The organism is Luteolibacter sp. LG18 (assembly GCF_036322585.1).
In the GTDB taxonomy this organism is placed as follows: domain Bacteria; phylum Verrucomicrobiota; class Verrucomicrobiia; order Verrucomicrobiales; family Akkermansiaceae; genus Luteolibacter.
Genome location: NZ_AP024600.1, coordinates 3,194,664 through 3,208,164 on the forward strand (window position 1 = coordinate 3,194,664; position 13,501 = coordinate 3,208,164).

Consider the following 13,501-nt stretch of genomic DNA (forward strand, 5'->3'; position numbering starts at 1 on the left):
CAGATCTCACTGGATGATGCGGCGCTCTTTGAACATTGGACGCTGGGTTCCATCTGGAGGGGCATTCGGCCTGCGTTGCGTCGCCCCTACCGGGCTTGGAAACAGGCGTCGCTCGGATGAGGACTGGACCTGCGAGGGAGATGGTGAACCCACCCAACCCACGCTCTCCCGAGCGCGGCTACGCAGCGTGTGCCCGCGGATGTGGGTAAAGGGCAGGAGACATCGCCGCTTTCAGCGGAGGCGAGCCATCGCCGGGGGGCACCTGCATTCGCCAACTCGCTCCCACGTTCCAGAATCACCTCTTCCCTGGTTCCCGCTCCTCTTCCATGGCTCCGCTGCCACTCCCGTCGATTCTCTCCGCCACCCAAAGCGGCGATGTCTCGCCGCACTCCAAATCCAGAGCCACCAAGCCGGACCGCTCACCGGGTCTCCACGATATCATCCGCCGGGTTCGCGGGATCGGGCCCGAGCGAGCGGAGTTCGAGGGTCTCCTTCCCGCGCGGCCCGTGGATGGCATACCGGTAGGGTTGCTTCCATGGATCGAGGGGCGCGTCGGCGAGGACCTGTTCCCATCTCGTCACCCCGGCAGGCCGGTGGACGAGGGCATCGAGCCCTTCGGCGTTGGCGGGGTAGCGGCCGCAGTGGATTCTGAACATCTCAAGAGACGACCAGAGGGACTTGATTTCCGCGTTGGTCTGCGAGCACCGCGGCATGGCGCAGATCCCGCGTTCCAGATACCACCAGCCCGCGTAGAGCATCGGATAAGGCAGCAGGAACAGCACGATCATCCGCCACGCCCGGAACGCCGCCCGCCGCCGTGGCGCGGTGTCGGCATCGGGAGCTGGAGGGGCAGAGGGTTCCGGATCCACACCTTGGAAACACCGCGCAGGGGAAACTTGGTCGGTGCCGCGGATCGACACGGCGTTCACCGTGGAATGAAGGCGGGTCGGAGTTCAGTGGCACTCCATGATGATGTCATCCGCGGGGTCCGCGGGATCGCGGCCGAGGGAGCGGAGGGTGGGACACAAGTCCGGCTCCGTGGTGTCATCGGCATAGCGGTAAGGGCGCTGCCACGGATCGAGCGGCAGCGCAGGCAGGCATTGGACCCAGCGCGTCATTCCGGGTGGGCGATGCACCAGCGCGTCGAGGCCTTCGGCGGTGGTGGGAAAGAGTCCGGTGCAGGTGTGGTATCGGCCGAGGGCCTCGCGGATCGTCTCGAGATCCCTCCAGGCCTGCTCATGCCTCGCGTTCCGGTCCATCATGCCATGGAGCCACCAGGCGCCCACGGCGAGCAGCAGCCAAGGTAGGCAAAAGAACGCGATCATCCACGCGCCGCGGATCGTGCTCTCCCGCCGCGCGCGTTCATCGGCATCGGGGGCTGGAGGATCGGGTTCCATGGCGTGTGGCTTCATCCACACAAAGGCGCGCGCCTGCGAGTTTGTCTGTCCGTGAGGGCAGCGGTCGTCAGTGGCTGGCCTCGTTCGCGAGGTCGCGGAAGAGCGGGTGTAGGGTGAGCATCCCACCGGGAGTGGCTACCCTTTCCCCGTAGGAGCCGGCTCCGCCGGAGAGGATGTCGAGCCGTCGGGCCATGCCCGGCAAGGAGGCGAGTCGGGCTTTGTCCGCCTTGAACTCGAACAAGGGGACCGGTGCCGGTGGCTGGGCCTTGACGGCGGCCACCAGCAGCGGCCAGGCGGCGCGGAAATCGGTGATCTCATTGAGATGGTATCTCGCGGAGGAGGGCGACAGGCGCATGAGATGGAGCGCCGCTTCCTGGCTCACCGCATGGGGCGCGCCGTTCTTGGACTTACCCGTGAGGATCTTTTCCCAGGCGTTGAAGTAGTCCGGATCGATCTGCACGGCGCGGCGGTATTGCTCCAGGGCCTCCTTCGGGCGTTCCTGGGCATCGCGCAGGTAGCCGAGGAGGTAGAAGACCTGGGCCTTCGCACCCGGTTGGGCGGCCAGGCGGGTGAAGATCCGCTCGGCGATGCCCTGGGCCCGCGGCTCGCTGAAGATACCCTCGCAGCCGAAACAGTGGCTCTCCACCTCGCCGAAGCTGTCCGGCATCAACTCGTAGGCGCGTTGGTAATGTTCCTCCGCCTTCGCGAGGTCGCCCGCGGCTTCGGCGACGAGGGCCAGGCGGGACTGGATGCAGTAGGCATCCGCGAACAGGCCGAGCGAGCGCTCGTACATCGCGATGGCGCGGCGGGTGAGTCCGGCGTAGCGGAAATCATCCGCGTCCTCCGAAAGGCGGATCGCGGACACGGCGGTGCGGAGCGTGGCGGCCTGGGCGGCATCGCCCTTTTTCTCCATCACGTCCGCGAACACGGCGTAGGCGCGCAGGCGGTCGCCCTTGCCCTGCTCGCCATCGCTGGGGTCCACGGCGATGGCGGCGCGGATGGTTTTCTCGGCGTCGTCCAGGCGACCATCGTCCAGCAGCCGCTTCGCCTTCCAGATCAGCGGGCGCTCCTCGAAGCGGTTGCGGGCGTAGAGGGAGTCGAGGAGCGGGATGACATCGTCCCCGCCGAGCGAGAGCAGCAGTTCATAGGCGGCATCATCCCCGGCGCGGACCGGGAGGTAGGCGAGCAGGATGCGGCGTGCCTCGTCCTTCCGTCCCAGCGCGGCCAGGGATTGGGCGGCGGTGAGCTTGAAGCGGGCCTCGTAGCCGAGGAAGCCGAGGTCCGTGGCACCCCAGCCGGTGCCTTCCTCCATGAGCTTCACCACGTCCGCGTGGCGTCCCAGGCGGTGGTAGTAGCTGGCCAGGGTGGCGATCGGGCTGATACTGCCAGCGTAGTAGGAGGTCTCGGTGCGGGATTCGCCGATCCAGTGGCTGACGAGGAGGTCCTCGGCCTCCGCGGGCTGGTTCAGGGTGAAAAGCAGGGCGGTGTAGGTGTCCAGGTTGCTACCGGTGGACAGGCCGTTCTGGAAGGCGGTGCAGCCATCGGCGATGCCCTGCCGGATCCACTCGTCGTTCTTGAGGAGGCGGCCGAGCTCGAGGAGCTGGCAGGCGAGTGCCGCCGGGTTCCGGGTGGTGCTGTTGAGTTTCGGGGGAGTGGCGAGCCGCTCGGCGAGGAGGACGCGCAGCACGCGCACGGCGTCCTCCGGTTGGTCGGCGGCGAGATGGGCGTTCAGCAATGCCTCGCCGATTTCATCGTGCGTGGCGGCGGCGAGATCGGTGCGGGCGAAGATCTTGCCCAGCAGCGTTACGGAGGGCTCGCGCGCTTGTCCCGGCTTCGCCTCCGGGCCAAAGCGCGCGGAATACTCCACCAGATTGGTCCAATACGGCAGCGCCGGGTGCTGCTCGAGGAGCGTGGAGAGGAAGGCGGTGATGGCTTTGCCCTCTCCATTTTTCGTGAGATCCTCGTCTTCGGAAAGGGGGAAGGCCACCTGTGGGTCCGAATACTCGTCCTTCGTGACGAGCTCCGCCAGGCGCACGGCCTCGGCGGTTTTCCCGGTGAGGATGAGATGGCGGAGGTGATAGCCATCGGCCACGGCGCGTTCGTAGCTGCCCTGGCGGTTGTTGCCCTTGCGCGGGAACTTTCGGTCGAGCGTGGCATAGAGAGCCATCGACTCCGGGGTGGTGTCCTGGATCAGCCCCCACTGCGGAGCCGCGAGCCGGTCCTTGAGGCCGAGCGCGATCTTCAGCGCGAGGCGGCGGGTTTCCACTCCGGCGATTTCGCCCAAGGCGACATCGCTCCTCGTCAGCACCCGTTTCAGGATGGCCTCCGCCTTGGCCGCGCCCAGCTCCGTCACCAGATCCGGCACCTCGGAAAGGCTATATTCGTCACCGCCTTGCTCCAAGGCGGTGAGCTGGGCCTCGTAGACGGCGGAGGCGCTCGGGGAGGTGCCGCTCAGGGTGGCGAAGAGTTTTTCGAGGTCTCCATCTGAGTCATGCGTTTCCGGTGCTTCCTTCCGCCACGCGGCATAGGAGGATTGGCTGGCCGTGACGTCGCCGCGGAGGGCGGCGATGAGCATGCGCAGGAAGGCGGGGGAAGCGGGGCCGCCGGTGGACTTCCGGTCGGCCACGGCGGCTGCCAGCGCGTCCCATGCCTCCGGACCGGGCAACGCGGCCAGCAGGTTGCGGAAAGCGAGCGTCTGGTCATGAGGCCAGGCCGCGATGAGCGGCCGCCATTCGTCCACCAACGTGAGCCAGCGGGTGGCCGCCTCCTGCGGCGGCAGGGTGGCCACGGTGGCGGTGAGTTGGGCGAGGTGTTCCTGGAACTGGCGCTTGATCGCCTCCGGGCCGTTCTCGGGTGCGGCGGGGCGTGCGGACTCCGCCTTGAAGCGGGCGAGGGCCTGGTCCGCGCCAGCGATCTCCCGGGCCACCGCCGGACACGCGCACGCGAGCAGGAAGGCACAACCGAGGAGGGAGGAGCGGGTCATATCAAAGGAGATAGTGGACGGTCTATCAGGATGTCCGGAGACCGCACAAGCATTCCCGTCTGTGAGGGATCAGTCATCCGTGGAGCGTGGGGTGAATTCGCGATGGCGTGTGCAGGACCGGTCCGCCAGTGAGGGGCTGGGGACTAGGATTCAGGGGCTAGGGGGAAGAGTGCTTCTCCGGTTCTTTCCCTCCCTCCTCTAGCCCCCAGCCCCTGGCACCTAGCCCCTCAAGGGCGGACTGGGCGTGCGAGGGAGTGCGCGGATCTCCCGACCCACAAGCAGGAATGCTTGTGCTACTTTTCGTGCTGCGAGAGGAAGCGCTCGATGCGGCGGTCTGGGACCAGCCAGATCAGGGCGACGGCGATGTAGCAGGCGATCGAGAGCCACGGCACGAACGAGGCGAGGACGATGCCGCCGATGTAGCACAGCGGCGAGACCTTGCCCTTCCAATCGCCGCCCACGGCCTGGGCCAGCGGCGAGTCCTTCCCCTGGTGGCGGATGATCGCGGCCTGGAGGATGACGTAGGCGATCGCGGCCATCAGCAACACCACGCCGTAGAGCGCCAGCGGCGCCGCGGCCATGTGGCTTTCCCCCACCCAGCCGGTGACGAAGGGAAACAGCGAGAGCCAGAACAGCAGGTGGAGATTCGCCCACAGGATGCCGCCGGTGACGCGGCGGGTGAGGTGGAGCATGTGGTGGTGGTTGTTCCAGTAAATGCCCACGTAGATGAAGCTCAGCACGTAGCTGAGGAACACCGGCAGCAGCGGCATCAGCTCGGGCAGGGTCTTCACGTGCGGCACCTTCATTTCCAGCACCATGATGGTGATGATGATCGCCAGGACGCCGTCGCTGAAGGCCTCGAGCCGGTTTTTCTCCATGGCCGGAGGCTAACAGCCGGGCGGCCGGGGGCAAGGACGAGGGGTGGCCAGCGGTTTCGCCCCCGAGATTCATATGTCATTGGTCCTGCGGCGGAAGCGTGATGATCTTGTAGAGGGGGGAGATTGGAAGGATGGTGAAAATAACTTCACAGTGCATCATTTGGATTTACAATGAGAATACAAAATAGCTATCCCGTAGGGCGAATGAACTCCCGAGCGCTGCTGCTGCCCCTCATCTCTCCGGCCCTTGCCTCCGCCGCTCCGGTGGACGTGTATTGGGACAACTCCGGCACGTCGTGGACGAACCTGTCCGCTTGGTCGCTGAGCGGCACCGCCGTGACTCCCGATCCCGCGGTGGTGCCGGGTGGGAACCATCAGGCACATTTCAAATACTCCGGCTACACCGGTCCGACGGTGAGCTTGAATGGCGATCAGGGCATCCACGGCCTGCGGTTCGATGCAGGAAACGGCATCACCACCTTCAAAGGTGGCGGCACCACCCGCTCGCTGAAGCTCGGGGCGGGTGGCATCGAGATCGCCGCTGAGTATGGCGCGGTCGATCTCGGCTCGGCCAGCGCGGGGCAGGGGGTGAAGGTGTTCGTGTCCGAGCCGCAGACGTGGTCGGTGCTTTCCGGAAAATGGATCCGCGTGGAGAACGATCTCTCGCTGGGGCCGAACCGGTTGACGATCGCCGGGCGTGGCGATGTCTTGTTCCGCGGCACGGTCTCCGGCGGTGGTTCGCTGGTGAAGACCGGCGGCGGGCAGGTCGCTCTGGAAACGGCGGGCAGCTACAGCGGGGACACGCGCATCCTCGGCGGCTCGCTGCGGATGTGGGTGGACTCGCTTTCCGATACCGCCACGCTGGAGCTTTCCACCGGGACCTATGCCGAGCTGCTGTACACCGGGACGGACACGGTGGGCATGCTGACCTTCGATGGGGTGCCGCAGGCTCCGGGGACCTGGGGGGCGCTGGATTCCGCGGCGGATCACAAGACGGACCGGATCCGGGGCACGGGGCTGGTGCGGGTGCCCGCGGCGGTTTCCTTCGCGGCATGGCAGACGTCCCACGGCGGAGCGGCGGTGGCGGGCGTGCAGCCCGGGAGGTTGTTGGAGTACGCGCTCGATGGCGCTGCCCCTGCGGGCAAGTCCCGGCAGGAAATCGCGGAGATCGGTGGCACGCGTCATCTCGTGCTCACGCTGGCGGTGGCGAATGGCGTGGTCTTCACCGGCACCGGTCCGCTGGTGGCGGAGGGGGAAACGGGCTATGTGATCGAGGGCTCGGAGTCCCCGGCGGGACCATTCCAGGCCGGGGTGGCGGAGCTTTTCCCGGCGCTGGCCGATGGTCTGCCGGCCCTGACTCCGGGCTGGAGCTACCGCACGTTCTATCTGGTGGATGCCGTCGGCACGGCGGGCGGCGGGGCATTCCTGCGGTGCCGGGTGACGCGGTAGCCGCGGCGGGCGTGCTTGCACCCGGCGGGGATTTGCGCTCCGTTCACGGGTGATGAACTTGGGATCCACCGTCGTCTTGTCCGCCCTGCTGCTGGCCCTCGCCCCGTGCTCGCGCGGCGAGGAGAAACCGAAGGCCGCGCCCGCGAAGGAGGAGAAAAAGGAGCAGCCCGCCACCAAGGAGGGCAAGGAGAAGGCGAAGCCCTACCCGCTGGACACCTGCATCGTCTCCGGCGAGAAGCTGAAGGAGGAGGGCAAGGACCCGGTGAGCTTCGTTTACAAGGGCCAGGAGATCAAACTGTGCTGCAACGATTGCCGCGAGGACTTCGACAAGGACCCGGCGAAGTACCTGAAGAAGCTGCCGAAGTGACTATCGGATAGAAACGGCACGGCAGGCACGTAGGGCGAGGTTTGGGACTTTTGTCTCCGGCTATCCCTGAAACCCGCCCCCCTTGCCATGAACCCTGCCCGAGTCGTCGTCACCGATGCCGCGGCCGCCGTGATCGAGCGGCTGCGCGACCAGTTCGGCCCGCTGTTGTTCCACCACGCGGGCGAGGGGGCGCAGCCGATGTGTTACGGCGCGGGCGAGTTCCGGCTGGGGCTGGCGGACGTGCGGGTGGGGGAGATCCACGGCTGCCCGTTCTACATGGCGGAGTCCCACGTGGCGGACTGGCAGGATCTGACGATCGACGTGAAGCCGGGTCGCGGCCCGGGTTTCTCGCTGGAGGTGCCGCTGGGCCTGCGCTTCCACCTGCTGGTGGCGGAGGGGTGAGGGGGCGTTGCGAAGGTAGGGTCATCTCGCCGAGATGACCGGGCGGAAGACGCTGTCCGCGAATCCAACTCCGCCCACCCAGCCAAAGGGAATGGGACGCTCCCGTGGCGGCGGACGAATCCCCACGACCCGGTCGCCCCGGCGGTGCGACCCTACCTCCGCCGCTTGGAAATCGCGCTCCGCTTTCGACTACTCGTGCCGCCCGCGGTTTGTCATGATCCGGCATGACCCTTCCCCGGCGATGCCTGGCCCTGGTGGCCGTGATGATGGCGATGGCGCTCGCCTGCACCACCGCGCGCGCGGAAACGATCGCCGAAAAACCGCCGCAGCCGCCGACGCTGGTGGACAAGATCGTGGGCCCGCAGACCGACCGCCTGCCGGGCGTGGATCTGGCGCAGGGCGTCACCGAGGTCACCGGTGTGGCGATCTCGCCGCTGCTCGGTGTTTCCAGCGTGGGGGCGTGGCGCTATTTCCACACCGATGCCGCCGCGCGCGGGGCGCTGCCGTGGTTCTGCCACCCGGTGGCGTGGGGCTGCGGCTACGCGATCCTGCTGCTGTGCTTTTGCAAGGACACCTTCGGCACGGCGGTGCCGGGCGTGCTGAAGAAGCCGCTCGACATGGTGGAGCTGTTCGAGAACAAGGCCAGCGCGGTGGTGGCGAGCGCCGCTTTCGTGCCGTTCATCGCGCGGGAAATGGCGCGGCACTTTCAGGCGGCCTCCCCGGACGGGCCGGTGGCACTACTGGTGCCCATTGCCTCGCTCACCGGCATGTCGGTGGCCTCGGTCTCGATGGTGGTGGTGTTCACGGTCGCCTCGGTGGTGGCGTTCCTGGCGGTGTGGCTCACCGGCCATGCGATCAATGTGCTGATCATCCTCTCGCCGTTCTCGCTGCTGGATGCGGCGTTGAAACTCGTCCGCGTGGCGGTGGTGGCGCTGATCGCGCTGCTCTATGCGTTCTCGCCGTGGATTGCGGCAGGGCTGTGCGTGTGCATCATCCTGGTGGCGCTGTGGCTGGCTCCGGCCACGATGCGGTTGTCGTCGTTCGGCACCCGCTACGCGCTCGACGTGCTGCTGCCGTGGTTCGGCCGACGCCACGCCACCGATGAGCGCCCGCATGCGTTCGCGCTCGGGAAATTGCCCGGGGTGCCGGTGCGCACGGCCGGGCGCGTCGCGGTGTCGGTGGAGGGCGCGGTTGAGTTCCGCCACCGGCCGTGGGGCTTCGGGCCGGAGCGGGTGGTGCCGCTGCCGGCGGGCAGACCCGCGCTGGCGAAGGGCGTGATTTCCCCGGCGCTGGTGGTGTGTTCGCCGGAGGACCCGGATGGCGCGAAGGTCCTGCTGCTCCTACCGCGCTACCGTGGTCGGGAAGAAGCGGTCGGGAAACACCTCGGCGTCACCGAGATCCGGGACCACGCGCTGGCGCGGGGCTTTTCCGCGGTGAGACGGTGGTGGAAAGAGCAGGTCCGGCGGAGGCGGCAGGTGGTTTAGGCGGCTTGGCCGAGAGTCCAGAATCCAGAGAAGAGGACGAGTGCTTCTCTGGTTCTTTCTGGCTCTACATGGCCACCCGGGCCGGAGAAATAGGACCTATACGTCCTATAAGACCTATAGGTCCTATAACCTGGGAAGGGCACTCCCCTGGTTCTTCTCCTCTTCCTCTTCTCTGGATTCTGAGTTCTGGATTCTTGAATCTGGCGTGAGGCCTCCGGCCTCCCGCCCCCCCATTTCCCCCCCTTCGACTCCATTGCCGCGGCGGGATGTTCTGCGGTAGGATTCGCCCGATGCTCTGCAAACCCACGCGTTTCTCCACCTGCGCCGCGCTCGTGCTGCTGGCCGCCCGCACCGCGCTCGCCGCCGAGCCGGTCCCGTCCAGCGTGCCGGCCGATCTGCCGGACTTCCGCTGGCATCTCACCGCCCGCCCATGGCAGCCGGTGAAGGCCGCGGACAAGGACCTGCTCGACCAGATGGAGAAGGCGATGCTGGCGATGGCGCCGATGCAGCATTGGAACGCGAACGATGCCGCGGACAAAATGAACGGCGCGATCCTCGACCCGATCGACAAGAAGGAGATCCAGTATGGCACGCCGCTGTTCGCCTTCAATGCCGCCACCCTTCTCAGCCGCGGCCGCGCGGCATCGCTCGCCGAGCCCGCCGCCCGCGCGCTCGACCGCGCCTCGTTGAACATCTCCACCGGCAAGGCGAACGACGGCCACGGCGAGTTCTTCATCGCGCCGATGGTGAAGGCGGTGCGCCTGCTGGAGAAACTTTCGCCGCGCCCGCCGGAGATCAGCGAGGCCCGCCTGGCGGCGTGGAAGAAGGCGCTCACCACGCCGCGCGCCAGCTTCATGAACCTCACCGTGAAGCAGAACTGGCGCACCTTCGCGATGAAGGGCGAGTGGCTCCGCCAGCAGGACGGCTACATCACCGACGCGGTGAAATGGAACGAGGCGAACTGGCTGGTGGCCGCGGAAGGCGGGCAACGCGAACGCTTCCGCCGTGATCTGGACAAGCACGGGCTGAAGCCGAATTTCTTCCTCTACCACGACGACACCGCGGACCCGGAAACCTTCGCCTACAACGGTGCCACCACCGCCAACTTGCTCGACGGGTTGGAAAGCGGCTACGACGGATCCTCGGCCGCCGAGATGCGCGCGATCATCGCGCACAACCTCAAGTCCTCGCTGCTGATGTTGAGCGGTTCCGGCGAGGCTCCCGGCGGCGGCCGCACCGGCGAGCACATCTGGGACGACACGATCTACGCGAACTCCTTCCAGCTCATGTCCGAGGCGGCGCTGCGCGAGGGTGACGCGCGGCTGGCCGGGCAGTATCGCCATGCCGTCGAGCTGCTGTTGAAAAGCCACGCGCGCTTCCAGCAGGAGAACGGCTGGTTCTCGATCACGAAGAACCGTTTCCCCGCCGCGCTGAAGAACCGCTACGCCACCTGGAGCGGCGTGGCGAACTACCTCGGCTTCACGCTCGCGTGCTGCTCGGAAACGCTTGGCGCGAAGAAGACGGAGATCACCGAGCAGCCGATCCCTTCGGAAATCGGCGGCTACGTGATGACGCTCGATCCCTCGTTCGCGAACGTGTTCCTCAATGCCGGTGGCATGCAGGCGCAGATCTGCACCCGCGGCGAGACGGACAAGTACGGCGGTGTGCAGTGGCACACGCTCGGCATCACCCGCATCAGCCGCACCGGCTGGGATGGCAGGCTCGGGCCGGGCGCGGGGCATGTGAATCCGGACTTCAGCGATGGCCTGAGCTTCTCGCCGGTGTTCGAGGAGGGCGGGAAGTGGACGCGCGTGTGCCTGGAGCCGAAGCGTTTCACCGGCCGCTTCCAGGCGGAGTTCGTCCACCCGCTGCTCACGCGCGGCACCTTCACCATCGCGCCGATGGCCGGTGCGCAGGGGCCGACGTTCACCATGAACGTGACCCTCACGCCGGATGGCGCGCTGGTGGACACTGCCTCCTGGGGGAAGGAGAAGTTCGGCGTGGTCTGCCCGCTGCTGGAGTTCGATGGCCGCACGGTGCTGGAGACCTCCGTGGCCAATGGCATCGCCACCACCCGTTACCCGCTCGCGAACGGCGAGCCGCTGCAAGTCAGCGCGCCCGCCACCAGGGCTCCGGAGGGTCCGATCGAGTGGGCCGGCGTGAAATCCGCGAAGGCCGGCCCTACCACGATCGGCTTCAGCTACGCGCTGCCCGTGAAGGGGGTGACGAAGAAGATGCGTCTCAAGGTGAACGGCAAGCCGCTGCCGGACCTCGCCTTCATCGCCACCGGGGAGGGTCCCTCGCACCAGTTGCTCGTTCCCGCGACTCTCGCCGCCGGGGCGAACACGATCCGCTTGGAGCCCATCGACGCGGACGGCCCGAAGATCGACCAGCTCCGCGTTTACCCGGTGTCGCCCGCGCCGGAGAACGACCAGCAGGCGTTCATCGCGCTGAAACCCGGCCATCGTTTCGACACCACCGCTCCCGCCGTGCGCGGCGGTTACGGGGACTTCCGTCCGGCCGTGCTCGCCGATGCCCAGGGTGGCACGGTGGAGACCTTCGTCTATCCGCGCTCTGCGGGCGATCCCACCGCGGCGGAGGTGCGCGCCAGCTTCAAGCGGAAGGGCGCGGACTTCACCTCGGTGCTCGGCCGCGTGACCGGCACGCTCTACACCGGCCGCACCTCGGCGGGCGGGGAGGGGAAGGCGATCGACCTCGACCGCGATGGCAAGGACGACGTGACCTTCAGCGAAACCTGCGCGTTCATCCTGCAATTGAAGGACGGCAAGGTCACCGCGCTGGAGGCGGACCGCCCGGTCACCGCCACCCTCGGCGGGAAGACCGTGAAGGTGGAGGCATGGCAGCCGGTGGGGATGTGAAAGGTAGGGTCGCACCGCCGGGGCGACCGGGTCGAACAGTCCCGTCCGCTCCCCACCGGTCCGCCCCATCCCCTTCATCCGATGGGACGGCGTCGTTCCTTGCTAACGACGTCCTCCGCCCGGTCATCTCGGCGAGATGACCCTACCTTCCGTTTGCTCCTAACACCCTAACACCTCCGTGATCGCGTGGGGTGCTCTTGACTTGCGGATTTTACGTATTCCTGATAGTCCGGGCCGATGAAATACCGGCCTTCACGCCTGTTCGTGGCCTCCATGTCCTTCCTGCTCGGGGCCGGTGCGGTCTGGGGCTGGGCGTGGAAGCGCGCGAGCGACGCCCCCGGATACGTTCAGGCACAGCACGGGTTCCTCGCCTCGCTGGGGAACTGGGACATCGGCTACCGGATGCCGATGCCGGAGGACCGGGTCCGCCTGCGGGAGCCGGTGGACCAGCAGATGCGCCAGTTGGAAACGGAGTTCCCCGCGCTGGGCGTGGAGATGCATCCGGTGCCGGATGAGCAGAACGGCTACCTGCAGATGCACCTGCTGGGCGGTGGCGGGCGGTTCCCCGGATTCCCGGGCGACGCGGATTTCCGTGACTATCTGGCGAACTCCGAGCCGTGGGATGCGAACGCGGCGCGGCAGCAGTTCTCGCGGAACGCGGAGCTGGTCGGGCGGGTCGAACGCATCGCCGCGCTGAAGCACCGCTCGTCCGCGGCCATGCCGCCGGATTTCAATGGTTTCATTTCCCAGACCGCGGCGCGCTACGCCTCCACCATCCTGCTGATGAAGGCTCGGCTGGCCGCGGAGGGCGGGGACGAGGCGATGTGTCTCCGCTACGTGGAGCTGACCGGCAACCTGGCGAACCATTTCCATGACGTGGAGACGCCGAACATCCTCGGCGAGGCCGTGCGCATCATGCTGGACCTGGAGGTGCAGCGGTATGCCTTCCAGTATCTCCTGCCCGCGCTCGGCAAGGAGGCGGACCTGGTGAAGTGGAAGGCGGCGCTGGCCCGCTACCGCTACACGCCCGCGGACTTCGCGGATGTGGTGCGCGGCGAGTATGTCACCTCGTCCCGCTTCTTCCTGCTGCCCTCGATCCTCGACGACCGCAACCCGGACCAGCCGAACGACGCCGCCACGCTGGCCCGCGTCTACGCCTCCACCTACGAGGCCGCGGTGAACCGTCTGCGAACGGTGACTTGCTGCGAGTGGGCGACGGAACCGGTGACTTCGAAGCCGGAGGGGTTCGCCTCGTTGTCCGGAAAGAGCCGCGAGTTCGGCGGTCTGGTGGTGTGGAATGCCGCCGGCGGCCCGTGCAAGGCGCAGTACCTGCGCGCGATCCGCGTGCTGAGCCTGCACCAGGCGGCCATCGACCTGCTGGCGCTGGAGAAGCAAGGCATCCCCGCGGCCACCGGCCCGGTCACCGGCGTCACCCGCGATCCGGTGGAGAACGAGCCTTTCATCTACGATGCCTATCGTAGGACCCTCGCCGCCCGCGAGTCCGGCATCGACGGCCTCCACGCCGACCCGGTGCGGCTGCCGTGGTGAAAAGGTAGGGTCGCACCGCCGTGGCGACTTCTTCAGCCCCGTGAGGGGCGGCGCTCTTCCAGCCGGGGTGCGCAAGCCCCCGGATGACGCCGCCTCTGAATCCCAAGCCCCGGA

General features: G+C 67.3%; 10 protein-coding genes. 6 read left to right on the forward strand and 4 right to left on the reverse strand.

Going from position 1 to position 13,501, the window contains the following annotated elements:
• Positions 1-419 precede the first annotated feature (419 nt).
• The 4 genes from llg_RS13070 to llg_RS13085 form a co-directional block, all read right to left on the reverse strand.
• Positions 420-929: a type II secretion system protein GspG gene (locus llg_RS13070; protein ID WP_338285114.1), complete on the reverse strand. Its 510-nt coding sequence runs from the start codon at positions 927-929 to the stop codon at positions 420-422.
• Between the two features lie 24 nt (positions 930-953).
• Positions 954-1,397 (reverse strand): type II secretion system protein GspG, encoded by a 444-nt coding sequence (locus tag llg_RS13075; protein ID WP_338285115.1) that lies wholly within the window; start codon positions 1,395-1,397, stop codon positions 954-956.
• A 67-nt stretch (positions 1,398-1,464) separates the two neighbouring features.
• A complete protein-coding gene (locus llg_RS13080; RefSeq protein WP_338285116.1) occupies positions 1,465-4,380 on the reverse strand; it encodes a tetratricopeptide repeat protein in 2,916 nt (971 codons plus the stop codon).
• A gap of 293 nt (positions 4,381-4,673) precedes the next feature.
• The gene (locus llg_RS13085) at positions 4,674-5,258 is read right to left on the reverse strand and encodes a TMEM175 family protein (RefSeq protein ID WP_338285117.1); all 585 of its coding nucleotides are present in this window, start codon (positions 5,256-5,258) and stop codon (positions 4,674-4,676) included.
• A gap of 204 nt (positions 5,259-5,462) precedes the next feature.
• Here llg_RS13085 and llg_RS13090 point away from each other — a divergent pair, with 204 nt between their 5' ends.
• The 6 genes from llg_RS13090 (at position 5,463) to llg_RS13115 (ending at position 13,387) form a co-directional block, all read left to right on the forward strand.
• Positions 5,463-6,707 carry a hypothetical protein gene (locus tag llg_RS13090; protein ID WP_338285118.1) on the forward strand — a complete coding sequence of 415 codons (1,245 nt, stop codon included), beginning with the start codon at positions 5,463-5,465 and terminating at the stop codon, positions 6,705-6,707.
• Positions 6,708-6,759: 52 nt separating this feature from the next.
• Positions 6,760-7,074: a hypothetical protein gene (locus llg_RS13095; protein WP_338285119.1), complete on the forward strand. Its 315-nt coding sequence runs from the start codon at positions 6,760-6,762 to the stop codon at positions 7,072-7,074.
• An 87-nt stretch (positions 7,075-7,161) separates the two neighbouring features.
• Complete coding sequence (locus tag llg_RS13100; RefSeq protein WP_338285120.1) at positions 7,162-7,476, forward strand: DUF779 domain-containing protein; 315 nt, start codon at positions 7,162-7,164, stop codon at positions 7,474-7,476.
• A gap of 224 nt (positions 7,477-7,700) precedes the next feature.
• Positions 7,701-8,960: a hypothetical protein gene (locus llg_RS13105; RefSeq protein ID WP_338285121.1), complete on the forward strand. Its 1,260-nt coding sequence runs from the start codon at positions 7,701-7,703 to the stop codon at positions 8,958-8,960.
• Between the two features lie 290 nt (positions 8,961-9,250).
• Positions 9,251-11,839: a hypothetical protein gene (locus llg_RS13110; protein WP_338285122.1), complete on the forward strand. Its 2,589-nt coding sequence runs from the start codon at positions 9,251-9,253 to the stop codon at positions 11,837-11,839.
• 237 nt (positions 11,840-12,076) lie between these two features.
• A complete protein-coding gene (locus llg_RS13115) occupies positions 12,077-13,387 on the forward strand; it encodes a hypothetical protein (RefSeq protein ID WP_338285123.1) in 1,311 nt (436 codons plus the stop codon).
• Positions 13,388-13,501: the final 114 nt, after the last annotated feature.

What these genes read in the sequence shown, in the direction of transcription:
- llg_RS13115 (WP_338285123.1), top strand. Translation starts at nt 12,077, where the DNA reads ATGAAATACCGGCCTTCACGCCTGTTCGTGGCCTCCATGTCCTTCCTG.
- llg_RS13080 (WP_338285116.1), bottom strand. Translation starts at nt 4,380, where the DNA reads ATGACCCGCTCCTCCCTCCTCGGTTGTGCCTTCCTGCTCGCGTGCGCG.
- llg_RS13075 (WP_338285115.1), bottom strand. Translation starts at nt 1,397, where the DNA reads ATGGAACCCGATCCTCCAGCCCCCGATGCCGATGAACGCGCGCGGCGG.
- llg_RS13095 (WP_338285119.1), top strand. Translation starts at nt 6,760, where the DNA reads ATGAACTTGGGATCCACCGTCGTCTTGTCCGCCCTGCTGCTGGCCCTC.
- llg_RS13105 (WP_338285121.1), top strand. Translation starts at nt 7,701, where the DNA reads ATGACCCTTCCCCGGCGATGCCTGGCCCTGGTGGCCGTGATGATGGCG.
- llg_RS13110 (WP_338285122.1), top strand. Translation starts at nt 9,251, where the DNA reads ATGCTCTGCAAACCCACGCGTTTCTCCACCTGCGCCGCGCTCGTGCTG.
- llg_RS13090 (WP_338285118.1), top strand. Translation starts at nt 5,463, where the DNA reads ATGAACTCCCGAGCGCTGCTGCTGCCCCTCATCTCTCCGGCCCTTGCC.
- llg_RS13100 (WP_338285120.1), top strand. Translation starts at nt 7,162, where the DNA reads ATGAACCCTGCCCGAGTCGTCGTCACCGATGCCGCGGCCGCCGTGATC.
- llg_RS13085 (WP_338285117.1), bottom strand. Translation starts at nt 5,258, where the DNA reads ATGGAGAAAAACCGGCTCGAGGCCTTCAGCGACGGCGTCCTGGCGATC.